19 protein-coding genes are annotated in these 22,353 nt (G+C 73.4%); 11 read left to right on the top strand and 8 right to left on the bottom strand.

From position 1 onward, the window contains the following. The first annotated feature begins 104 nt into the window (after nucleotides 1-104). Together ABFT23_RS00965 and ABFT23_RS00960 are read left to right on the top strand one after the other, a co-directional pair. Nucleotides 105-971: an AAA family ATPase gene (locus ABFT23_RS00965; protein ID WP_347891896.1), complete on the top strand. Its 867-nt coding sequence runs from the start codon at nucleotides 105-107 to the stop codon at nucleotides 969-971. Beyond that, nucleotides 971-2,377 (top strand): vWA domain-containing protein, encoded by a 1,407-nt coding sequence (locus ABFT23_RS00960; protein ID WP_347891895.1) that lies wholly within the window; start codon nucleotides 971-973, stop codon nucleotides 2,375-2,377. The genes ABFT23_RS00965 and ABFT23_RS00960 overlap by 1 nt, the downstream gene beginning before the upstream one ends. A gap of 13 nt (nucleotides 2,378-2,390) precedes the next feature. Here the strand turns inward: ABFT23_RS00960 and ABFT23_RS00955 are convergent, their stop codons facing one another. The 4 genes from ABFT23_RS00955 to ABFT23_RS00940 form a co-directional block, all read right to left on the bottom strand. After that, nucleotides 2,391-3,791, bottom strand: coding sequence for a hypothetical protein (locus tag ABFT23_RS00955; protein ID WP_347891894.1), 1,401 nt, complete (start codon nucleotides 3,789-3,791; stop codon nucleotides 2,391-2,393). Continuing rightward, the gene (locus tag ABFT23_RS00950; protein WP_347891893.1) at nucleotides 3,788-4,714 is read right to left on the bottom strand and encodes a hypothetical protein; all 927 of its coding nucleotides are present in this window, start codon (nucleotides 4,712-4,714) and stop codon (nucleotides 3,788-3,790) included. Before ABFT23_RS00950 ends, ABFT23_RS00955 begins: the two co-directional genes overlap by 4 nt. A gap of 8 nt (nucleotides 4,715-4,722) precedes the next feature. Then, nucleotides 4,723-5,181: a hypothetical protein gene (locus tag ABFT23_RS00945; RefSeq protein WP_347891892.1), complete on the bottom strand. Its 459-nt coding sequence runs from the start codon at nucleotides 5,179-5,181 to the stop codon at nucleotides 4,723-4,725. 73 nt (nucleotides 5,182-5,254) lie between these two features. Next, on the bottom strand, nucleotides 5,255-6,427 hold the full coding sequence (locus tag ABFT23_RS00940) for a pyridoxal phosphate-dependent aminotransferase (protein WP_457622813.1): 1,173 nt from the start codon (nucleotides 6,425-6,427) through the stop codon (nucleotides 5,255-5,257). A 90-nt stretch (nucleotides 6,428-6,517) separates the two neighbouring features. On the opposite strand from ABFT23_RS00940, the gene ABFT23_RS00935 reads away from it, so the two are divergent. Then, entirely contained in the window at nucleotides 6,518-6,988 is a 471-nt protein-coding gene (locus tag ABFT23_RS00935; RefSeq protein ID WP_347891889.1) for an NUDIX hydrolase, read from the top strand. Between the two features lie 38 nt (nucleotides 6,989-7,026). Continuing rightward, nucleotides 7,027-8,529 carry a potassium/proton antiporter gene (locus ABFT23_RS00930; protein ID WP_347891888.1) on the top strand — a complete coding sequence of 501 codons (1,503 nt, stop codon included), beginning with the start codon at nucleotides 7,027-7,029 and terminating at the stop codon, nucleotides 8,527-8,529. A gap of 3 nt (nucleotides 8,530-8,532) precedes the next feature. Here the strand turns inward: ABFT23_RS00930 and ABFT23_RS00925 are convergent, their stop codons facing one another. Both ABFT23_RS00925 and ABFT23_RS00920 read right to left on the bottom strand, forming a co-directional pair. Beyond that, nucleotides 8,533-9,063, bottom strand: coding sequence for a LytR C-terminal domain-containing protein (locus ABFT23_RS00925; RefSeq protein ID WP_347891886.1), 531 nt, complete (start codon nucleotides 9,061-9,063; stop codon nucleotides 8,533-8,535). Then, complete coding sequence (locus ABFT23_RS00920; protein WP_347891885.1) at nucleotides 9,060-9,362, bottom strand: type II toxin-antitoxin system VapB family antitoxin; 303 nt, start codon at nucleotides 9,360-9,362, stop codon at nucleotides 9,060-9,062. The genes ABFT23_RS00925 and ABFT23_RS00920 overlap by 4 nt, the downstream gene beginning before the upstream one ends. Before the next feature lie 48 nt (nucleotides 9,363-9,410). On the opposite strand from ABFT23_RS00920, the gene ABFT23_RS00915 reads away from it, so the two are divergent. Beyond that, on the top strand, nucleotides 9,411-11,123 hold the full coding sequence (locus tag ABFT23_RS00915; protein ID WP_347891884.1) for a helicase HerA-like domain-containing protein: 1,713 nt from the start codon (nucleotides 9,411-9,413) through the stop codon (nucleotides 11,121-11,123). A gap of 100 nt (nucleotides 11,124-11,223) precedes the next feature. Here the strand turns inward: ABFT23_RS00915 and ABFT23_RS00910 are convergent, their stop codons facing one another. Together ABFT23_RS00910 and eccCa are read right to left on the bottom strand one after the other, a co-directional pair. Continuing rightward, nucleotides 11,224-11,400 (bottom strand): hypothetical protein, encoded by a 177-nt coding sequence (locus ABFT23_RS00910; RefSeq protein ID WP_347891883.1) that lies wholly within the window; start codon nucleotides 11,398-11,400, stop codon nucleotides 11,224-11,226. Nucleotides 11,401-11,638: 238 nt separating this feature from the next. Then, complete coding sequence (eccCa, locus tag ABFT23_RS00905) at nucleotides 11,639-15,679, bottom strand: type VII secretion protein EccCa (protein WP_347891882.1); 4,041 nt, start codon at nucleotides 15,677-15,679, stop codon at nucleotides 11,639-11,641. A 280-nt stretch (nucleotides 15,680-15,959) separates the two neighbouring features. On the opposite strand from eccCa, the gene ABFT23_RS00900 reads away from it, so the two are divergent. The 6 genes from ABFT23_RS00900 (at nucleotide 15,960) to ABFT23_RS00875 (ending at nucleotide 22,346) form a co-directional block, all read left to right on the top strand. After that, a complete protein-coding gene (locus ABFT23_RS00900) occupies nucleotides 15,960-17,291 on the top strand; it encodes a hypothetical protein (RefSeq protein WP_347891881.1) in 1,332 nt (443 codons plus the stop codon). 110 nt (nucleotides 17,292-17,401) lie between these two features. Beyond that, complete coding sequence (locus ABFT23_RS00895) at nucleotides 17,402-17,752, top strand: WXG100 family type VII secretion target (RefSeq protein ID WP_347891880.1); 351 nt, start codon at nucleotides 17,402-17,404, stop codon at nucleotides 17,750-17,752. 44 nt (nucleotides 17,753-17,796) lie between these two features. Further along, on the top strand, nucleotides 17,797-18,114 hold the full coding sequence (locus ABFT23_RS00890; protein WP_347891879.1) for a WXG100 family type VII secretion target: 318 nt from the start codon (nucleotides 17,797-17,799) through the stop codon (nucleotides 18,112-18,114). Between the two features lie 127 nt (nucleotides 18,115-18,241). Then, nucleotides 18,242-19,585 (top strand): type VII secretion integral membrane protein EccD, encoded by a 1,344-nt coding sequence (gene eccD / locus ABFT23_RS00885; protein WP_347891878.1) that lies wholly within the window; start codon nucleotides 18,242-18,244, stop codon nucleotides 19,583-19,585. Then, nucleotides 19,585-21,048: a type VII secretion protein EccB gene (locus ABFT23_RS00880; RefSeq protein ID WP_347891877.1), complete on the top strand. Its 1,464-nt coding sequence runs from the start codon at nucleotides 19,585-19,587 to the stop codon at nucleotides 21,046-21,048. Before eccD ends, ABFT23_RS00880 begins: the two co-directional genes overlap by 1 nt. After that, nucleotides 21,036-22,346: a S8 family serine peptidase gene (locus ABFT23_RS00875; RefSeq protein ID WP_347891876.1), complete on the top strand. Its 1,311-nt coding sequence runs from the start codon at nucleotides 21,036-21,038 to the stop codon at nucleotides 22,344-22,346. The genes ABFT23_RS00880 and ABFT23_RS00875 overlap by 13 nt, the downstream gene beginning before the upstream one ends. Nucleotides 22,347-22,353 lie beyond the last annotated feature (7 nt).

The following is a 22,353-nucleotide window of genomic DNA, read 5'->3' as shown; positions in this document are numbered from 1 at the left end:
GCGCCAGCGGTCTGGACCACCGCAGACGGAGGCGAGCGTGAGAGTCCGAGTGGCGCTGGTCACTCCCTGTCGGCTCCGGCGAGCCGGGTGCGAGGATGAAACGTATGACCTGGTTCGCCTCGCCCGCGGACGCCGCGCAGCGCCTCGGCTCCGTCGGCTACCTCGCCGACCCGGCCACCGCCACGACGTCCTACCTCGCCGGCGCGCTCGAGAAGCCGCTGCTGGTCGAGGGTCCCGCCGGCGTCGGCAAGACCGAGCTGGCCAAGGCGGTCGCCCGGGCCACGGGGGCCGAGCTGGTGCGTCTGCAGTGCTACGAGGGGCTCGACGAGGCCCGGGCGCTCTACGAGTGGAACTACAAGAAGCAGCTGCTGCGCATCCAGGCCTCGCAAGGCTCCGACGACACGTGGGACGCCACCCACGACGACATCTTCACCGACGAGTTCCTGCTCACCCGGCCGCTGCTGACCGCGATCCGGCGCGACGAGCCCACGGTGCTGCTCATCGACGAGGTCGACAAGGCCGACATCGAGGTCGAGGGCCTGCTGCTCGAGGTGCTCTCCGACTTCCAGGTCACCATCCCCGAGCTCGGCACGATCGAGTCGACGCGCCGACCGTTCGTCGTCCTCACCAGCAACGCCAGCCGCGAGCTGTCCGAGGCGGTGAAGCGGCGCTGCCTCTACCTGCACCTCGACTACCCCGACGCCGAGCGTGAGCGCGAGATCGTCGCCTCCCAGGTCGACGACCTCGACGACCGCGTGACCGGCCAGCTCGTCGCGACGATCCACCGCCTGCGCGAGCTCGAGCTCAAGAAGGCGCCCTCGATCGCCGAGTCGGTGGACTGGGCGCGCACGCTCGTGGCGCTCGAGATCGGCGACCTCGACGAGAAGGCGATCGCCGACACCCTGGGCGTCGTCCTCAAGCACCACTCCGACCACCAGCGGGCGGTCAAGGAACTGAAGCTGGCCCGCTGATGCCCGACCAGCGCGACCGCAGCGGGCTCGTCGACCGGCACATCGCCTTCCTCGAGGCGCTCCGCGCCGCGGGCCTCTCGGTCTCGCTCGCCGAGGACCTCGACGCCGTCGCCGCCCTCACCGCGCTCGACTGGACCGACCGTGACGTCGTCCGCGAGGGCTACGCGGCGACCCTGGTGAAGAAGCAGGCCCAGCGCCCGACGTTCGAGGCGCTGTTCGACCTCTACTGGCCGCGCCTGGTCGGCGGCGGGGTCGCCGCGCTGCAGGACGACGACGCCGACGCCGCGGGCGACGGCCCGCCGGTGCGCGACAACGCCGAGGCGCTGGCCGAGTTCCGCGAGCGGCTCGCCGAGGCGCTCGAGGCCGGCGACGAGCAGCGGCTGCAGGCGCTCGCCGCCGAGATGGTCGGACGCTTCGGTGCCATGCCCGGCCGCGGCCCCGGCCTGTCGTCGTGGTCGGCCTACACGGCGCTGCAGCGCGTGGCGCCGTCCGAGCTGGTCGACCGCATCGTCGAGGCGCTGCTCGGCGGTGGCCTGACCCGCGAGGAGGCCGAGCGTGGTGCCGGACGACGCGTGGGCGCGTTCACCGCCACCGTCGAGGCCGACGCCCGCCGCCGGATCGCGGAGGAGAAGGGGGCCGATCACGTCGCCAACGTGGCGCTCCGCCCCAGCATCGACCGGCTCGACTTCACCGCCGCCCGCCGCGCCGACCTCGAGCAGATGCGCCGCGAGATCTACCCGCTGGCCCGTCGGCTGGCGACCCGGCTCACGAAGGAGCGGCACTCGCGCCAGCGTGGGCCGCTCGACTTCCGTCGGACAGTGCGTGCGTCGATGTCGACGGGCGGCGTCCCGCTGACCACCTACCACCGGCCGAAGCGGCCGCACCGCACCGAGCTCGTCGTCCTGTGCGACGTGAGCGGGTCGGTGGCCAGCTTCGCCCAGTTCACCCTGCTGCTCGTCTTCGCCCTGCGCGACCAGTTCCAGAAGGTCCGCGCGTTCACCTTCGTCGACCACGTGCACGAGGTGACCCACCACTTCCGGCCGGGCGCCGACGTCGTCGACGTGATGTCCGACCTGGCGGCCTCGACCGCGCACGCCTCACGATGGGGGCGCACCAGCTACGGACGCGCGCTCGCCACCTTCGCCGAGCAGCACCCCGACGCCGTCGGCCCCAAGACCTCGCTCTTGATCCTGGGTGACGCGCGCTCGAACTACTCCGACCTCAGCGAGGGGGTGCTGGCGGAGCTCGCCGGCACGGCCCGCCACTCCTGGTGGCTCAACCCCGAGCACCGCCGCCACTGGGGCACCGGCGACTCCGCCGCCGCGACCTACGGCGACATCGTCGACATGGTCGAGTGCCGCAACCTCACCCAGCTCGCGGAGTTCGTGCACGACCTGGCGCTGTGACGACCGATCGCGCTCAACCGGCGAGGTAGCCGAGCTTGCGCAACCGCGTGAGCTCCTGCACGAGCTCGGGGTGGTCGGAGCCGTCGGCGGCGCGGCCGCCGTCGACGTAGCCCTCGGAGCCGCCGTCGTAGACGACGGTGATCTTGTTGCTCGCGCCGCCGGAGCCGATGAGCGAGCCGAGCAGGGCGACCGGGTCGGAGCGGTCCTCCAGGGCGAGCACCCGGGTGGGCTCGGGGATGCGCGGCACGTGGGCCGACGGCGCACTGGCCGTGACGACCTGGTCGACGGTGAAGGACGGCGGGGGAGCCGCGGCGATCTCGGCCGCGGCGACGCCGCCCTGGCCGGTGCCGACCAGCATGACCCGGGCCTCGTCGTCGCCCTCGGTGGCCTTCTCGATGGCCCGTTGCACGATGCCGGTGTAGGAGCCCTGGTCGCCGCCCACGAGGCGCAGGCGCCGGGGCGGGCCGCCCTGGGGGCCGGTCAGGTAGGCGACGTAGCGGCTCGTGCCGACGCGGCGCACCTCGACCGCCGACTCGGTGGTCGACAGTGCCGTCATCAGCCCGGCCAGCGAGCTCGGCACCGCGTTGTCGTAGTCGGCCGTGCCGGGCGCCTCGGCCGGGGCGACCGCCTCGACCATGCCGCCCGCGACGTCGCGCAGCGCGGCGTCGAAGTGCGTGCTGAAGGGCTCGACCCCGATGGCCCGCAGCCCGCCCTGGCCGGCGAGGCGGCCCTGGTCGCCGGACAGCACGCCGGCGGTGAGCAGCGACCGCATGCGCAGCCCATCGAGCAGCCCGCCGCCACCACTGGTGACGTGCTCCATGAGCTCGGGGTTGGAACCGGCGAGCTCGTCGAGGTAGGCCGCGACGCCGTCGCGGTCGAGGGCGTCGGTCTCGATGAGGCCCGCCGAGACGATCGCCCCGCCCAGCGCCACCTCGGGGGCGAGGTAGCCGATCGCGCGCCCGGCGATCGAGCCGAGCGTCTTGTAGGCCGCGCTCTGCAGCTCGTCGATCCAGCGGTAGGTGAGCACCGTGGCGCGGAGCACCAGCGCGTCGGCGTCGAGCTCGATCGAGCGGGTCAGCAGGCCGTTCTTGCCGGTCGTGGCGGCCCGGACCTCCTCGTCGGCCTCGGTGAAGGTGGACGGCGACAGCGGCTGGGTCTCGGTGAACTCCGACGACGCGACGATGTCGGTGCCGAGCGCGGCGCGCCGGCGCATCTCCTCGCCCGAGCCGTCGAAGAGCGCCGCGAGGCGCATCATGCGGTCGTACTTGTCGGCCAGGTCGGCCGCCTCGGCCTCGCTGACCGGCGCCGTGCGCTGCTCGGCGGCCGCGGCGGCGACCACGGAGGCCTGGCTGGTCGGGTCGGTCGGCTCGGCGTCGTCGACGGCCTCGAGGCGCTCGATCGGCTGCCCGCTCATCCGGCCACCTCCGTCAGCACCGGCGCGAGGTCGGCGGCGAGGTCGGCGGCGTCGACCGCGCGCAGCTCGACGCGGCTCGTGCCGTCGTCGGAGTGCGGGCGCAGCGAGCGCCAGCCGTCGGCCAGCAGCACCCACGACCGGACGCCGACCACCGTCGTCTGCTCCTGCGACACGTCGGCCACCATCACCCGCAGGCGGCCCTGCGCCTCGGAGGCCAGCGCCTGCAGGAGCGTGCTCACCTCGGCGAGCGACAGCGGACGGCCGTCGGCGCCGACCACCGCACCGTCGTGCTGGGCGGCGAGCACCTGCACGAGGTCGGAGCGAGAGTCGGTGACGGCCTCGATCGCGGCGTCGGCCAGCTCGTAGGGCAGGTCGACCAGCGGCGGCACCGACGAGGTGCGGCTGGCGAGGTCCTCCGGCAGCACGCCCACCCGGGCCAGCTCGCCCGGCCAGGCCGACGTGGGGAACCAGCCGAGCTCGAACACGATGCCGTCGCTGGTGGCGAGCGCGGCGACGGCGTCGTCGCTGGTGCGGTGCCAGGCCTTGACCTGGACGTCGTCGACGACGACGTCGATCTCGACGGCGAACGTCGGGGTGGCGAGCAGGCCGACCGCGCCGGCCAGGCCGTCGTCGAGCCGGCCGTCGACGAGCAGGCCGCGTCGGGCGAGGGTCGCGGCGGGGTCGTGCAGCGCGGCCACGGCGTCGCGGTAGGCGACGTCGGCGGTGGTGCCGCGGCTGGCGCCGAGCCGGTCCTCGAACGCGGGCGCCTCGGAGGCCTCGGCGACGTCGAAGGGCAGCGGTGCGCCCCCGGCGTGCTCGGCCACGAGCTGCAGCTCGGGCAGCGTGAGGGCGACGCGCCGCGGCAGGGCGTCGAGCAGCGACGACGGCGGCGGCGTCGGGGTGCTGAGGTCGATGGTAGTCACGGAGGCTCCTAGCCGGCCTTGTGCCCGGGCAGCTCGATGGTCAGCCAGTCGCGGTGACCGGACGGCGGTGGGTCGAACGCGGCGAGCGTGACGTCGTCGGCGTCGGGCTCGACCCGGACGCCGCCCTCGGCCGTCTCGTTGCGCCGCTCGACGTCGGCGAGCCGGGTGCGCGCCTCGGCGACCAGCACGCCGACCCGCTTCTCGGTGTCGGCGATCGCCTCCTGGAGGGTCTCGACGTCGTGCAGGTGCTTGGCGAGGCTGTCGGCGGCCACGTCGTGCTGGGTGGCCGCGACGCGTAGGTGCGCGGCCCGTTCGGCGACCCGGACCGACATCGACTCGGCCGCCCGGCCGGTCCAGCCGGTGAGCTCGGTCTGCGCGACCAGCTGGTCGGCGAGCGCCCGGATGTCGACCGCCTGCTCGCGCAGCTGGTCGACGCGGCGTCGCAGCACCTCGGTGTCGCCGTACATGGTGTCCTTCCCGATCTCGGCCGCTCGTCGTCAGGCGCCTACCCGCGACCGGGGTGGCGCAAACCCGTGCGGCTCAGCCTGCCAGCACCGGGGCCAGGCGGACCAGCGCCGCCTCGATGTCGGGGCCCGGTCCGGCGAACGAGAACCGGACGAACCGGCCGCCGTCGACGGTGTCGAAGTCGACGCCGGTCGCGATCGCGACGCCCGTGCGGGCCAGCACGTCGTGGGCGAAGGCCATCGAGTCGGTCGTCAGGTGGCCGACGTCGGCGTAGGCGTAGAACGCGCCGTCGGCCGGGGCGAGCCCGGTGACGCCGAGTCGCGCGAGGCCGTCGAGGAGCAGCCGGCGGTTGTCGGCGTAGCGGCGCACGTGGCCGTCGAGCTCGGCGTAGGCGTCGTCGGTGAACGCCGCGAGAGCTGCGCGCTGGGCCAGCACGGGCGGGCAGATCGTGAAGTTGCCGGTGAGCACGTCGACGGCGCGCCGCAGCCGCTCGGGCACCAGCATCCAGCCGATGCGCCACCCGGTCATCGAGAAGTACTTCGAGAACGAACAGAACACCACGGCCTCGCGGCTCGTCTCCCACGCACTGCGCGCCAGGTGCTCACCGGGCCCGGCGTACTCGATGCCGTGGTAGATCTCGTCGCTGATCAGCCGGACGCCGTCCTGCTCGCAGTGGGCGGCGAGCGCGGCGAGCTCGCTCGGCAGCAGCATCGTGCCGGTGGGGTTGGCCGGGCTGGCCACCACCAGGCCCCGCAGGTCCGGGACGGCGGCCACCTGGTCGACCGTCGGCTGGAACCGCGTCTCGGGCCCGGTCGGGATCTCGACGACCTCGCAGCCCAGGGCCGTGAGCACGTTGCGGTAGCACGGGTAGCCGGGCCGGGCGATCGCCACGCGGTCGCCCGCCTCGAACGCTGCGAGGAACGCCAGCAGGAACCCGCCGCTGCTGCCGGTCGTGACGACGACGTCGTCGGCGTCGACCTCGATGCCCTGGGTACGGCGGTGGTGGCCCGCGATCGCCTCCCGCAGCTCGCGGATGCCGGTCGCCGGGGTGTAGCCGAGCGGGTCACCGCTCTGCAGCAGCCGCACCGCCTCGTCGGCGACCGCCCGCGGCGCACCGGTCATCGGCTGCCCGGCGAGCATGTCGAGCACGTCGCCGTGCGTGCGTCGGCGCTCCGCCGTCGCGGCGAGCAGGTCCATGACGTGGAACGGGGGCACGTTCGCGCGGCGGGCGGCCTCGAGACGGTTCACGTCGTCCATTCTGCTGGGAGGGGTAGCAGGACGACGTCCGCACCGTCCCGGCCGCGGCGTGCCGTCGGGTGGTCTCGCTACGGTCACCCGGTGCACTTCTCCGAGTACCAGATGCGACTGGCCGCCTACGCCCTGATCGTCGACGAGCGCCCCGACGGCGACCACGTGCTGCTCGCGTGGTGGAACGGCGAGGGCGTCGGCACGCCCGGCTGGACCTTGCCGGGCGGCGGCGTCGAGTTCGAGGAGCAGCCCGCGGAGGGCCTCGTGCGCGAGGTCAAGGAGGAGACCGGCTACGACGTCGAGGTCGGCGACCCCTTCACCGTGCACACGTGGAGCAACCCGCACGGGCGGCCCGACCGCCCGCTGCCGTTCAAGGCCGTCCGGGTGCTCTACGACGCCCGGATCGTCGGCGGCGAGCTCGGCACGCTCGAGGTCGGCGGCTCCACCGACCGGGCGGCGTGGGTGCCGGTCGCGACCCTGGACGACGAGCCCGGCCAGACCACCCAGGTCGTGCACGTCGCGCTGGAACATCGACGCAGGCGCAGGGGTTCGTCCGGCTAGACTCCGATCCCGCCACCCCATGCCTCCGAGGTGACCCTTTGTCGTTCGACGTCCACCAACTCGACGACGTCGTGCTGGTGGGCTCCGCGGTCACGCTGGCGGCCATCCTGGCCGTGCGCATCTCGAGCCGGGCCGGCTTCCCGAGCCTGCTGCTCTACCTGCTCATGGGCGTCGCCCTCGGCGAGTCCGGCCTCGGCATCCACTTCGAGGACGCCGAGGTCGCGCACGCCCTCGGCTTCGCCGCGCTCGCGGTGATCCTGGCCGAGGGCGGGCTGACCACCAGCTGGCGCGACGCCAGGCCGTCGATGCGGCTGGGCCTCTCCCTCGCGACGGTCGGGATCGCGGTGTCGGTCGCCGTGATGGCCGTCGGCAGCCACTACCTGCTCGGCCTGCCGTGGGAGCTCGCGGTGCTGCTCGGCGCCGTCTGCTCGCCCACCGACGCCGCCGCGGTGTTCTCGGTGCTGCGCGTCGTCCCGCTGCCGCACCGCCTGATCGGCACCCTCGAGGCCGAGTCGGGCCTCAACGACGCCCCCACCGTCGTCCTGGTCTCGCTCGTCTCCACGGGCGCGGTCGCCGAGTACGGCCCGTTCGGCATGGCCGGCATCATCGTCTTCGAGCTCGTCCTCGGCGTCGCCGTGGGGCTGGGTGTCGGCTTCGGCGGCGCGTGGGTGATGCGCCGCGTGGCCCTGCCGTCGTCGGGCCTGTACCCGCTCGCCGTCGTGTGCCTGGCCTTCCTGGCCTACGGCTCCTCCGCCGCGTTGCACGGCAGCGGCTTCGCGGCCATCTACGTCGCCGCGCTGGTGCTCGGCAACTCCGACCTCCCGCACCGCGGCACGACGCGCTCGTTCGCCGAGGGCATCGCCTGGCTCGCCCAGATCGGGCTGTTCATCATGCTCGGCCTGCTGCTCTCGCCCGACCGCATCGACCTCGGCGTCGTCGGCGTCGCGCTCGCCGCGGGCCTGCTCCTCACCGTGGTCGCGCGACCGATCTCGGTGCTCGTCAGCACCGTCGTCCGCCCGATGCCCTGGCGCGAGCTGTCGTTCCTGTCGTGGGCCGGGCTGCGCGGTGCCGTGCCGATCGTGCTCGCCACGATCCCGCTGAGCGAGGGCGTCGACGACGCCGAACGCCTCTTCGACATCGTGTTCGTGCTGGTCGTCGTCTACACGATCATCACCGCGCCGTCGTTGCCGCTCGTGGCGCGGGTGCTCCGCGTCACCCGGCGCAACGAGCCGCGCGACCTCGACCTCGAGGCGGCGCCGCTCGACCGGGTGCAGGCCGACCTGCTGCAGATCACCATCAGCCCGGTCTCGCGTCTGCACGGCGTCGAGGTCGGCGAGCTCCGGCTGCCCCGGGGCGCCTCGGTGTCGCTCGTCATCCGGGCCGGGCAGACCCTCGTGCCCGAGCGGCGCACGGTGCTGCGACAGGGCGACGACCTGCTCGTCGTCACTCCCCGCAAGGAACGCGAGCGCACCGAGGAACGCCTGCGCCAGGTCAGCGACAAGGGCCGGCTGGCCCAGTGGCTGGGCGACGAGCCGCGGTGAGTCTCAGCCGTTCGTGGCGGCCGTGGCGACCGGGCCGCACACCGTGACCGGTCGGGAGACCTCCACCTGCTCGCGGCCCTTCTTGACGCCGGCGAAGTCGTCGCCGACGACGACGGTGATGGCCGGCGTCGAGCCGGCCTTGTCGAGCACCTCGACCTCGCCGCTGAGGTAGCTGCGCAGCATCTGCACGACCGGCGACGGGGCCCCGCCCGTGACCCACAGCTGCACGCCGCCGACCTGGTCGTCGCGCTGGTTCGACAGCGTGCCGCGGTCGAAGCCCTGGTCCTCGAGGTCGTTGAGCGTCGACGCGGCCAGGCCGGTGCGGGTGCCGGCGTTGACGACGCTCACCGTCACCGACGCCGGACGCAGCACGTCACCGTCGTCGAGCGCGGTGTCGACGCAGATCGGCGGGTCGGCCTTCTCGGGGAAGGGCTCGGTGACGGCCGCCAGCCCCTGCGTGATGGCGAGGAGCAGCAGGAGACCGAGGACGCCGAGGGTCGCGACCGTCCTGACGTAGCCGGGGATCGCGGTCACGGGGCCTCGACCAGCTGGTGGACGCGCGCGTGCAGCACGTTGCGCTGGTGCAGGGCGGCCCGCAGTGCGCGGTGGAGGCCGTCCTCGAGGTAGAGCTCGCCGCGCCAGACGACGACGTGGGCGAACAGGTCGCCGTAGAACGTGGAGTCCTCGTCGAGCAGGGCCGCGAGCTGCAGGGTGTCCTTGGTGGTGACGAGCTCGTCGAGGCGCACCTGCCGGGGCGGCACCGTCGCCCAGGCCGCGGACGTGAGTCCGTGGGCCGGGTAGGGGCGCCCGTCGCCGACGCGCTTGAAGATCACGTCGGCGAGTGTAAACGGCGGTCGTCGGCGCCCCCTATCCTCCATCCCATGACGAGCACTCCCGGGGACGCCGTGCCGACCGACCCGACCGAGCCGGCCCCGGCTGCTGAGGTCCCGGCCGCCGAGGTCCCGGCCGCCGAGGTGCCGGCCGCCGAGGTGGCGGCTCCGGACGCGGCGCCCGCCGTCGAGGCGGCCCCGCCGACCCCGCTCGAGCAGACGGTGGCCGCCGGCTACGCCTTCGAGGGCCCGGCGCTCGAGCTCGGCGGCCTCATGCTCGACGCCGCCACGCTCTCGACGGTCCACGTCCGCATCCCGCTCGGCATGGTCAACCGCCACGGCCTCGTCGCCGGCGCCACCGGGACCGGCAAGACGAAGACGCTGCAGCTGCTCGCCGAGCAGCTGAGCACGGCCGGCGTCCCGGTCTTCGCCGCCGACATCAAGGGCGACCTGTCCGGGCTGGCCACCCCCGGCGAGGGCGGCGAGAAGATCACCGCCCGGGCAGCGTCGGTCGGCCAGACCTGGGCGGCGACCGGGTTCCCGGTCGAGTACTACGCGCTCGGGGGCGAGGGCACCGGCATCCCGCTGCGGGTCACGATGTCGGCGTTCGGCCCGGTGCTGCTGAGCAAGGTGCTCGGCCTCAACGAGACCCAGGAGTCCAGCCTCGGCCTCGTCTTCCACTACGCCGACAAGGCCGGCCTGCCGCTGCTCGACCTCGCCGACCTGCGCGCCGTCGTCGCCCACCTGACCAGCGACGAGGGCAAGCCCGAGCTCAAGGCGCTCGGCGGCCTGTCGTCGGCCACCGCGGGCGTCATCCTGCGCGAGCTCATCGGCTTCCAGGACCAGGGCGCCGACGCCTTCTTCGGCGAGCCCGAGTTCGAGTCGGCCGACCTGCTGCAGGTCGCCGCCGACGGCAAGGGCCTGATCTCACTGGTCGAGCTGCCCAACCTCGCCGACCGACCGACGATCTTCTCCACGTTCCTCATGTGGCTGCTCGCCGACCTGTTCCACGACCTGCCCGAGGTCGGCGACATCGACAAGCCCAAGCTGGTCTTCTTCTTCGACGAGGCCCACCTGCTCTTCAACGACGCCAGCAAGGCGTTCCTCGACCAGGTCGCCCAGACCGTGCGCCTGATCCGGTCGAAGGGAGTCGGGGTGTTCTTCGTGACCCAGAGCCCGACCGACGTCCCCGACGACGTCCTCGCCCAGCTCGGCTCGCGCGTGCAGCACCAGCTGCGGGCCCACACCCCCAACGACGCCAAGGCCCTCAAGTCGACCGTCAACACCTACCCCAAGGGCGAGTACGACGACCTCGGCGCCGTCATCACCGGCCTAGGCATCGGTGAGGCCGTCGTCACGGTGATGAACGAGCGCGGTGCCCCGACCCCGGTCGCCTGGACCCGGCTGCGCGCCCCCGAGTCGCTCATGGGCCCCAGCGACCCCGCCGCGATGCAGGCCACGGTCGCCGCGAGCCCCCGCCACGCCAAGTACGCCGAAGCCGTCGACCGCGAGTCGGCCCGCGAGAAGCTCGCCGCCCGCCTCGAGCAGGGCGCGAAGGAGGCCGAGGAGGCCGAGCGCGCCGAGCAGCAGGCCGAGGCCGCGGCGAAGGCCCCCGCGAAGAAGGCGCCCGCGAGCAAGCCGCGCAAGAAGAAGGAGGAGAGCGTCGTCGAGCAGGTCGTCGGCTCGAGTGCCTTCAAGGACTTCATGCGCACCGCGACCCGCGAGGTCGTGCGCGGCATGTTCAAGACCGGACGTCGCCGCTGACGGCGACAAACACTCAGGCCACGTCGTGCGTGACGACGTGGCCTGGAGGTTCAGGCGGAAGACGGAACCGAGCCGCTGCCTGAGTGGGGGCGCTGGACGATCAGGCCGTCCAGCGAACGGACTCGTCGACGAAGTCGGCGAGGGCATGGACACCGCGGAGGTCGATCCGCTCGTCCATGAGTCGGACCACGCTCTGGGAGTGGCGGGTCTTGAGGGCAGCGCGGGCGGAGCGACGCTGATCGAGCGTCATCTCCTCCTTCAACTCTTTCTCGGTCATGGGAAAAGCGTGAAGTGCCGAGTTCTCCGAGAGGTTGACCAGACGTTACGAGCGCATCTCATGTGGGCGTGATCTGGCTTACGTCGTGCGGCGACCACGTCGGTGATCATCGGTGTGCGTGGTGGCGTCGAGCGGTCGCTGCGGTGGTCTCGACGCACTTCGCGACGTCGTTCCTCCGTCGCTGCGCTGGGAGAGACCTGCGCCTGTGACGCGACCCCGCTCCTTCGTCGCGGGGTCGCTACAGGCTTGGCTCGGTCCAGGCCGTCTGGACGACCTCGACACCACGGTTGCGGGTGATCAGCCGGCCACGACCGGGCGGCAGCGGGACCGCCTTGAGGTTGCCGAGCAGGGCGCCCTCGTCGGGGGAGCCGGACAGCAGGAGCTGCGGCATCGCCAGCTCGCGGATCGACTGCATCACCGGCTCGTACATCGCGCGCCCGGCGCCACCGGTGCGCCGGGCCACGGTGACGTGCAGGCCGACGTCGCGCGACTGGGCGAGCATCGGCTGCAGCTGGGCCACCGGCGAGCTCTGCTGGGTGGCCACGAGGTCGTAGTCGTCGACGATGACGTACACCTCGGCGCCGGTCCACCAGGTGCGGTTGCGCAGCTGGTCGGGGGTGACGTCCTTGCCCGGCAGCCGGTTCTCGAGGTAGGCGGCGATGTCCTTGAACGTCGGCTGGGCCTGCGTGGCCGAGGTGAGGTAGCTGAGCAGGTACTCGTCGGGGACCTCGCCGAGCAGCGAGCGGCGGTAGTCGACGACGACGAACTGCGCCTCCTTGGGGGTGCGGGCCCGCATGATCTCGCGGATCTGCGCCCGCAGGAAGCCGCTCTTGCCCGAGCCGCCGTCGCCGAGGAGGAGGAAGTGCGGCTCGGCGTCGACGTCGAGCGACGTCGGCGCGAGGTCCTTCTCGGTGATGCCGAGGTAGATGCGGCGTCGCGCCGGGTCGTCGGGGGCCATCTCGGCCAGGCCGGCCATCGCCACGATGTCGTCGAGGTCGATCTTGGTCGGCAGCAGCCGCAGCTTGGGGCCGGCCGGGCCGGTCCAGGCGGCGTTCGCCCGCTCGATCAGGTCGTCGACGCCGTCGCCGAGCGAGTCGGCGCTCGCGACGCCGTCGATGCGCGGCAGCGCGGCGAGGAAGTGCAGCTTGCCGGGCAGCAGGCCGCGTCCGGGCCGGTTGCCCGGCACCAGGACGGCGACCTTGCGGTCGATCTCGGAGTCCATGGGGTCACCGAGCTTGAGCTCGAGCCGCGTGCCGATGAGGTCGCGCACCGCGGCCCGGAACTCGTTCCAGCGGCTCGCCGAGACCAGGAGGTGCACGCCGAAGGTCAGGGCCCGTGCGGCCAGCACCTGCAGGCGCATCTCGATGTCGTCGAAGTCGCTGCGCAACGTGCCCCAGCCGTCGACCACGAGGTAGACGTCGCCCCACCCGTCGTCGGCGCGTCCCTCCGCGCGGCGGCGGCGGTAGGTCTCGATGGAGTCGATGCCGTTGGTGCGGAAGTAGGCCTCGCGACGGTCGACGATGCCCTGCACCTCGGCCACGACCCGGCGCACGATGTCGGGCTCGCTGCGCGTGCCGACGCCGGCGACGTGGGCCAGCTTCGACAGCGGGGTGAACGTGCCGCCGCCGAAGTCGAGCACGAAGAACTGCGACTCGATCGGGGTGGTCATCAGCGAGATGCTGGTGACCAGCGAGCGCAGCAGCGTGCTCTTGCCGCTGCGGGGGCCGCCGACGACGGCAGCGTGGCCGGTCGCGCCGCCCAGGTTGAGCGTGAGGGTGTCGCGGCGCTGCTCGCGCGGGCGGTCGACGGTGCCGAGCGGCACCGTGAGCCCGCCGCCGAGGGCCCGCCACTCGTGGGAGACGAGGCCGAGCTGCGGGTCGGCCGCGAGGTCGGGCATCAGCTGGTCGAGCGTGTCGGGCTCGTCGAGCGGGGGCAGCCAGACCTGGTGGGCCGGCGTGCCGCGACCCTCCATGTGCCCCACGGCGATGTCGAGCAGCGACTCGAGCGACTCGTTCTGGGCGGGCGCGGGCACCTCGGGCTCGGCGACGGGCTCGGGCTCGGCCTCGAGCGAGAGCACCTCGGAGATCGTGAAGGGCAGGATGCCGCGCACGTGGCCGCCGGCGTCGCGCACCATCGGACGACGCGCGGCCGACGGCGGGCCGGACACGTAGGCGGCCTTGAACCGGGTCATCGTGGTCGGGTCGGGCTTGAGGTAGCCGAGGCCGGGCACCGCCGGCAGCTCGTAGGCGTCGGGGACGCCGAGCACGGCGCGCGACTCCTGCGCGCTGAAGGTGCGCAGGCCGACGCGGTAGGACAGGTGCGACTCCAGCCCGCGCAGCCGGCCCTCCTCGAGTCGCTGCGAGGCGAGCAGCAGGTGCAGGCCGAGCGAGCGGCCGAGGCGGCCGATGGCGACGAACAGGTCGATGAACTCGGGCTTGGCCGTGAGCATCTCGGAGAACTCGTCGACGACGATGAACAGCGACGGCATCGGCGCGAGGTCCTCGCCCGCGGCACGGGCCTTCTCGTAGTCACGGATCGAGGCGAAGTTGCCCGCTTCGCGGAGCAGCTCCTGGCGACGCACCATTTCGCCGGACAGCGCGTCTTGCATACGGTCGACGAGCGTGAGCTCGTTGGCCAGGTTGGTGATCACGGCCGAGACGTGCGGCATCTCGGACATGCCGGCGAAGGTCGCGCCGCCCTTGAAGTCGACGAGCACCATGTTGAGCTGCTCGGGGGAGTGGGTCATCGCGAGCCCGAGCACGAGCGTGCGGAGGAACTCCGACTTGCCGGATCCGGTGGCGCCGATGACCAGCCCGTGCGGGCCCATGCCCTGCTGGGCCGACTCCTTGATGTCGAGGTGCACCATCGAGCCGCTCTCGCCGAGGCCGATCGGCACCCGCAGCCGGTCGCGGGCCGGACGGGGCCGCCAGGCGGCCGTGGTGTCGAAGGTGCGGACGTCGCCGAGGCCGAGGAGGTCCATGAAGTCGGTCGGACCGGTGATCTCGCCCGAGGAGGAGGAGTCGGACGGGCCGGAGACCGTGACGTTGTGCAGGGGCGTGAGGCGTCGGGCGAACGCCTCGGCGGTGGCGATGTCGCACTGGTCGGCCTTGGCGCCGATCGGCTCGGCGCGCAGGCGGATGGCGTCGACGGCCACCGACCCGTCGGCGTCGACGTCGCCGCGCAGCTGCAGCCGCAGCCGCGTGGCGTCCTCGAGCTCGAGCCAGCGCGCCGGGAGGTCGAGGAGGGTCACGCCGTGCAGGCCGTCGGGCGGGATCACGTGGTTGCCCGGCGGGAGGTCGACCCCGTCGACCACGAGCAGGATGTGCGGCGTCGGCGGGCGCTCCTCGGCGCCGAAGCGCGGGCGCTCGCTCAGGTCGGGCGGCAGCAGGGCCGCGAGGTCGCTGAGCGTGGTGGCGACCATGCGCATCGGCCCGACGGCGTCGGTCTGCTCCTGGCTGAGGGCGTGCGGCAGCCACTTCACCCAGTCCCAGTGGGCCAGGTGCTCGTCGGACGACAGCACCGCGACCACCAGGTTGTCGGGAGACTGGAAGGCCGTGGCGGAGCAGATGATCGCCCGCGCCAGCGAGCGCGCCTGCTCCTCCTCGCCGCACAGCTCGATGCGGTCGAAGGCGCGCAGGTCGATGGACGCCGGCAGGTCGGGTTGCGTGCGGTGCACGACGAGCAGGCGGTGCAGGGCCGAGGCGGCGGCGGGGTCGACGTCGTCGATGGGCGCGCTCTCGGGCGGCACGAGCTCGAGGGCGAGCGGTTGGGCGCAGCGGCCGTAGCGGATGTGCAGGAAGCGGGGATCGGTGGAGCCGTGCTCCCACACCCGGGTGCGCTCCTCGGCCAGCGAGGGGAGCGCGGCGGGGTCGGGGTGGTGCCAGGTCAGGGCCCGGCGCTGCTGGGCCGCGGCGTTGCGCGCCGTCTTGCGCACGCTGGCCAGGTAGCGCAGGTACTCGGTGCGCGAGCCGACGACCTGCTGGGTGCGCTGCTTCCGCTGCCGGTCGATCTGGACGACGATGAAGCCGAGCGTGGCGAACAGGAACATGCCGGCGGCGAGGAAGCTGCGGGTGGGGTTGGCGTTGGCGCCGGTGCTCATCGTGGCGACCAGGACGATCGAGCCGAGGCTGCCGAGCATCGGGATGGCGTTCATCGCGACGCTGCCGGCACCCTCGGCCTGCTGGATCTGCGGCGGCGGCTGCAGCACGATCTGCCCGGTCGGCATCTCCGGCTGCTCGACGCGGCCGCCGCGCAGCGTCGGCTGGGCCGGGGCGGGCACCGGCTCCTGTCCCGGCGGCCCGGGCCGGCCGGGACGGGGCACCGACGGGCTCGGTGGCATCGCCGGGCGTGCCGGCCGCTGGGTCGGTGTGCTCACAGGGCGAGTCCCGTCGTGCTCGGCGGACGCTGGCCGGTCGGCCGCGCTAGCGGCGATGATACGAAGCCGACGCGGCGCGTACTACTGTGCCCGTCCAGGGACCGCCCGGTCCCGCAGCCCCGACGACCCCCATCCAGCGGGAGGCCCGGTGTCCCGATCGGCTCGTCCGGCCGACGTCGTGGCCGTGAGCGTCCACGGTCCGGTCGGGGTGCTCGACCTGCACGTCCCGACCGGTGCCACGGGGGCCGACGTCGCTCGGGAGTACTCACGTCAGGCCAACCTCCCCCACGTCCCGGCGCTCTACACACGCGGGGGCGCACCGCTCGCCGCCGACGTCACGCTGGCCGACGCTGGCGTCGTCACGGGCGCGGTGCTCGTGGCCACCGTCGGGACCGCCGCACCCCAGCAGCGCCGCCGCCTCCGCGACCCCGGACGACGCGAGCGGGTCCTCGAGCCCGGGGCCCTCTCGGCCCTGTGGTGCGTCGTGGCCGTCGTCGTCGCCCTCTTGGCGGGCTGGGTCGCGGCGACGCTGCCGCGCTCCTCCGACCTGCGCGAGGTGACGATCGGCCTGCTCGTCGGAGCGGCCGTGATCGGCGTCCTCCCGCTGGGCCCGCTGGCCGCCCACCGGGTGCAGGCCGTGCCGGCCTTCGCGGGCGCGGCCGGCTACGCGATCGCCTGGGACCCCGCACCCGAGCGGCTACCCACCATCATCGGCGTCGCGGCGCTCGCCGCGGCCATCTGCGCGGCCGTAGCCCGGGCCCTCGACCGCCCCGGCGAGGAGGGGCTGCGCGTGTGGATGCTGACCGGCGTGGCCGTCTTCGTCGTCACGACGTCGGCCGCCCTGGTCGACGCGCCGGCGCAGGTGGTGTGGGCCGTGCTGCTCGTGGCGGCGATGCTGGCTGCGCGGTTCGTGCCGATGATCGCGATCGACGTGCCCGACCACTACCTGCTCGACGTCGAGCGACTCGCGGTCACGGCGTGGTCGGCCCGCGAGCGCCCCACCGGACGACGCCACCGCACGATCGTGCCGCGACGCGCGGTGGCCGAGGTCGCCGGTCGCGGCACCCGCTCGATGACGGCGGCCAGCACCGCGATCCTCGTCGTCACGACGGTCTCGGCCGTGCTGCTGCTGCAGACGACCTCGGTGTGGATCGACGTCCTCGGGGCGCGTCTCGAGGTGTTCTTCGCGGGCGCGGGCCTGCTCCTGGCCGCCCGCAGCTACCGGCACGTGGCCGCGCGGGCCCTGCTGCGCGCGTCCGGCCTGGTCTGCTGGGCGACCCTCGTCGTCGTGCTGGTCACCGCCGGTCCGGGTGCGCGCCTGGTGTGGGCCGCGTGGGTCTCGATCGGCCTGGGGGCGCTGCTCGTGCTCACCGCGGTGGCGCTCGGCCGCGGGTGGCGCTCGGCCTGGTGGTCGCGGCGGGCCGAGGTGGGCGAGGCGCTGGCCGGGGCCTTCGCCCTCGCCTGTGTCGTGCTGGCGGCCGGGGTGTTCCCGCTGCTGTGGGATTTGACGTCGTGAGGTTTATGCCGTTTTCGCTCGGGTAACAGGCTCATCGTCCCGCCCACCAACCGGGGCGGAGGAATCCCACACCGAGCGGCGCCGCCGTTCAGACCGAGAGAAGGACTGTCATGGCAGCAGGAAGCACCGGACAAGAGCAAGGCGCACTGGTCGCCGCGGCCGGTTTCGTCAACGAGGCCCACGGCTCGCTCGAGACCCAGGTCAAGTTCCTCGAGCAGACGATGCTCGACCTCCAGCGCGCGTACGCCAGCCAGGCAGGTGCGAAGTTCCAGGAGCTCAACGGTCAGTGGCAGCTGAAGCAGGGCCAGCTCAACAAGGCCCTCGACCAGTTCGCCGTCACCCTCGCCCAGATCGAGCGCGAGAGCTACGCCTCCAACGAGATCGAGGCGCAGGGCATGACCAAGATCACCGACGAGGCGCTGTCCGACGTCGACTTCGGCCGGCTCAGCCCCAACAGCTGACGTCCAGCACCTCCACCACAGACCACTGACACAGGAGCACGAACATGAGCACCACGGGATACGGCAACGAAGGCATCTTCATGAACTACGCGGGCGTCGAGTCCGCGATCGATGACATGGAGAAGGCGTACAAGGAGATCAACAACATCCTCGACAAGCTCGAGGGCGACCTCAAGCCGCTGCAGGAGAAGTGGGTCGGCGCGCCCAAGGAGGCCTACAACGTGGCCGAGCGCAACTGGAACGAGGCCGCCAAGGGCATGGGCCTCACCCTCGACCGCATCAAGGTCGCCCTGCGCGACGCCCGCGACAACATGCAGAGCGCCGACAAGAAGTACGCCGGTTACTTCCCGGGCCAGGGGTAGGCATCCGAGCGGCTCGCGACATGACGTCGCACACGACCTAGGGGTCGACACCACTACGGTGTCGACCCCTTCGTCAATGTCAGGATGACCCCACCCCGAGCGGGGTCCAGCAGCAGAGGGAGCAACGATGAGCCAAGCACCGGCCAGTGCGTCCGGACTGGTGCGCGTCACGGTCGCCTCGGGCACCCGGCGCGTCGACCTGGTGCTGCCGGGCGCCGTCCCGGTGGCCGAGCTGGTGCCCGAGCTGGCCCGCAGCGTCGGCCTGCTCGACTCCGGCACCGTCTACGGCGGCTACCGGGTCGTCACGGCCGAGGGCCGCCGGCTCGCCTCCGACGCCGGCCTCACCCTCCAAGGCGTCGAGGACGGCTCCCACCTCACCGTCACCGCCGGCGTCGACGAGCCCGTGCCGCCGGTCTACGACGACGTCGTCGAGGCCATGACCGACGTCGTCGAGAACGAGCTCAAGCCGTGGGGTGCCCAGTCCGGACGACGCACCGCGCTAGCGGCCGCCTGCCTACTCATGGGCCTCGGGGCGATCTCGCTGCTCGCCCAGAGCGACGACCTCGCCACCTACGCCGCCCTCGTGGTCTCCGTGGCCCTCGCCGCCGGCGCCATCGTGCTCTCGCGGGCGCAGGGCGAGCCCGAGGCCGCCGTCACCGTCTCCTGGATGTCCGCGGGCTACGCGGCCACGGCCGCGATCTTGTTCACCGACGGCGAGCAGCAGCTCGGGCTCCAGCTCGCCGCCGTGGGCGGGGCGCTGCTCGCGGTCGGCGTCGTGTGCGTCATCGGCCTCGGTGCCGGGCGCACCCTGCTCATCCCCGCCGGCGTCGTCGGTGCCGTGCTCGGCGCGAGCGGCCTCCTCGTCGAGAACACCGACGCCGAGCCCGCGATCCTGCTCAGCTGCGTGCTCGCCTTCGTGGTCGTGCTCGGCAGCGTGTTCCCCTGGCTCGCGCTCGGCGTCACCAGCACCACCGTCGACCAGCTCTACACCTCCGCCGACATCACCGCCGACCCCGACGACATCGACCCCGCCCGGGTCGCCGCCGACGCCCGGGTCGCCCACGAGATCCTCATCGCCATCACCGCGACCGTCGGCATCCTCCTCGTGATCACCGCGCCGCTGGCCGCCACCCTCGGCCTGTACGGCGTGCTGCTGGTCGTGGTCGCGTGCCTCGTCGTCATGTTCCGCACGCGCCAGTACCGCACCGGGTCCGAGGTGCTCACCGGCCTCGTCTCGGGCATCCTCGGCCTCGCCGTGCTCGGGGTCGCCGTGCTCGTGCAGTACCCGTCGTGGCAGCCGACCCTCGCCGTCGTCCTGGCCGGGGCCGGTGCCGTGCTGCTGGCGCTGACCCTGCTGCCCAGCGGACCCTCGCTGCGGCGCGGCCGGTTCGGCGACGTCGTCGAGACGATCGCCCTGGTCGCCCTCCTGCCCATGCTCGTGCTCGCGATCGACGTCGGCTCGCTCTTCTGATGGCGACCAAGAAGGACCTCGTCGAGGCCTACTCGTTCAGCCGCCGGCGCCTCGTCACGGCGTTCGTGTCCGGCGCGCCCGGCGGGCGCGAGGTCGAGCCCGCCCGGCCCGGCCGCAGCATCGTCGGCGGCGTCGCGCTCGCCGTCCTGATGGTCGCGATCGGCGCCGTCATCGGCTTCCTCCGCAACCCGTCGGCCCCCGACTGGGACACCGCCGGGCTGATCACCGAGAAGGAGTCCGGCGCGGCCTACCTCAACATGCCGCCCCCGCCCGGCAGCGACGACGACCGGTTCCAGCTGCGACCCCTGCAGAACATCACCTCGGCGCTCCTGATCTTCGACGGCGAGGCCGACGCACAGCGCGTGCCGCACGACCGCATCTCCGAGCGCCCGCGCGGACCCGGCATCGGCATCCTGGGCGCCCCGGCCACGCCGCCCGAGGCGTCGCGCCTCGTGCAGACCGGGTGGACGGCGTGCACCACCGACGCCTCCGTGAGCCAGGGCGACCCCGCCGGCACCAGCCTCACCATCTCCGCCGAGACCGACGTCGTGCCCGTCCCCGACCGGCGGTTCGTCGTCCGCGCCCCCGACGGCGGCACGTGGCTCATCGCCGAGGCGGCCACGCGCGACTTCGCCCTCGGCCAGCGTGCCTACCGCTACCGGGTGCCGCAGTCCGGGGCCACCAACGCCATCCTGTCGGCGCTCGGCGGCACGAGCACACCCGTCCCGGTCTCCGACGAGTGGCTGGCGCTGTTCCCGCAGGGCGCGGCCCTCGCACTCAACGAGCTCGACATCGGCACGGTGGGCGCGTCGTGGGCCGGCGCCGGCTACAACCCGAAGGCGGCCGGCGCCAAGGTCGGTGGACTGCTCCGGGTCGGCCCCGAGGAGAACTACCTGCTCACCGAGACCGGCAAGGGCGCGATCAGGCTCGACGCGTTCTCCCTCCAGCTCTACCAGCGGCTGGTGGGCAAGGAGTACCCCGACCCGATCGACATCGAGCGCGGCCCGGGCGACTACGACGAGATCGACAACCTCCCGCAGCAGCTCAGCTGGCCGTCGTCCGACGAGGTCGGCCCCCGGCCGCAGGGGCGTCTGTGTGCCGTGCTCGACCCGCAGCCGGGTCAGCCGGGCGTGAACCTCGGCACCCGCGCGGCGCCGTCGTCGGAGGACCCGGCCCCGAGCGGCGAGACCTCGGTCGTCGTCGACTCCGGCGCCGGGGCGTTCGTCTACTCCGGCGACTGGGAGCCCGGCCCGGTGACGCCCGTGCTCGTCGACGACCAGGGCACCCGCTTCCCGGTCGCCGAGCAGGCCGACGAGGCGCGCCTGCTCGGCTACGGCGACGTCGAGCGGGTCGTCGTGCCCGACTCCTGGCTCGACCTCCTGACCGGCGGCGTCGAGCTGAGCCGCGCGGCCGCGCTGTGCCCGCCGTCCTCCCAGCCCGGTGCGGGCGGATGCGCCAGCTGAGCGTCGCGGCGGCGGCCCTCGCCGCGAGCTCGGTGCTGGTGGTCGCGCCACCGCCGTCCGTCGCCGCGCCCGGTGTGGGGCAGCAGTGCGTCGACGTCAACGACGTCGACCCGACCGAGCGTGGTGAGCCGCCCGAGGGGCCCAACTCGTCGTTCGACGCGCTCCGCATCACCGAGGCCCAGGCCATCGTGGAGCGTCGCACCGGCCGCACGGCCGGCGAGGGCGTGACCGTGGCCGTCGTCGACTCGGGTGTGCGCAACGCCGCCATCCGGGTCGTGCCGCCGCAACCGAGCCCCAGCCCGCCGTTGCACTACCACGGCACGGCCATGGCCGGGATCATCGCCGGCGCCGACGTCCCCCCGCCGGCCGACGGCGCCGACGACGTCTACGCCGGGCCGGTGGGCATCGCCCCCGCAGCCGGCATCCTCGACGTCCGTATCTACGACCGCGAGGACGGCAGCGACGACGACGAGGGCGTCAAGCTCACGCGCGAGACCGTCGTCGCCGGGCTCACCTACCTGCTGCCCCTGGTCCGCAGTGGCCAGGTGCAGATCGTCAACGTCTCGATCTCGGTCGGCGAGTCCAACGACGACCTCGAGAACGCGGTCACCGCGCTCACCGACGCGGGCGCGATCGTCGTCGCGTCGGCCGGCAACCCGGGCGAGTCGTCCGACGACGAGCAGCAGAACCCGTCGGCGACGCCGACCCCGCAGAGCATCGAGGACTACGCCGACGCCCGGTTCCCGGCCGGCTACTCCGACGACGACCCGCTCGTGGTCTCGGCCGGCATCCTGCCCTCCGAGGGGCCGGTGCTGCCCAACTCCAGCATCGACCTCGTCGTCCCGACGGCCGGCGCGATCACCTACGCGATCAACGAGTCGGCCTGCGTCTTCGCGCCCCCCTCGACGTCGGTGGCCGCCGCCGAGGTGTCCGGCATCCTCGCGCTGATGATGACCGCCTACCCCGACGACACCCCGCGCCAGCTCATCGCCCGGCTCGAGGCCACCGCCACCGGCGGCGACAAGACCACGGCCGCCGGCCCCGACCGCTCGGTCGGCTACGGCGCCGTCCAGGTGGTCGAGGCGCTGACCCGACCCATGGAGGTCGGCCGCGAGGGCGTGGTCAACGGCGGCCCGCCGCCGCGCCCGCCGGCCCAGCCCGCCGTCCTGCCCCCCGACGCGCCCGACGTGCTCGCGAGCACCCGCCGCAACGCCGTCTGGTGGGGGCTGCTCGGCGGCGGTGCGCTCGTGGTCGCACTCCTGCTGCGGCCCGTGCTGGTGCGGCGACGGGGCCGCTGAGACGACG

Origin of the sequence: Nocardioides secundeburneus (genome assembly GCF_039939255.1) — a bacterium.
Classification (GTDB): domain Bacteria; phylum Actinomycetota; class Actinomycetes; order Propionibacteriales; family Nocardioidaceae; genus Nocardioides.
The sequence above is the reverse complement of the archived record's forward strand: the minus strand, read 5'-3'. Positions and strand labels throughout refer to the sequence as shown.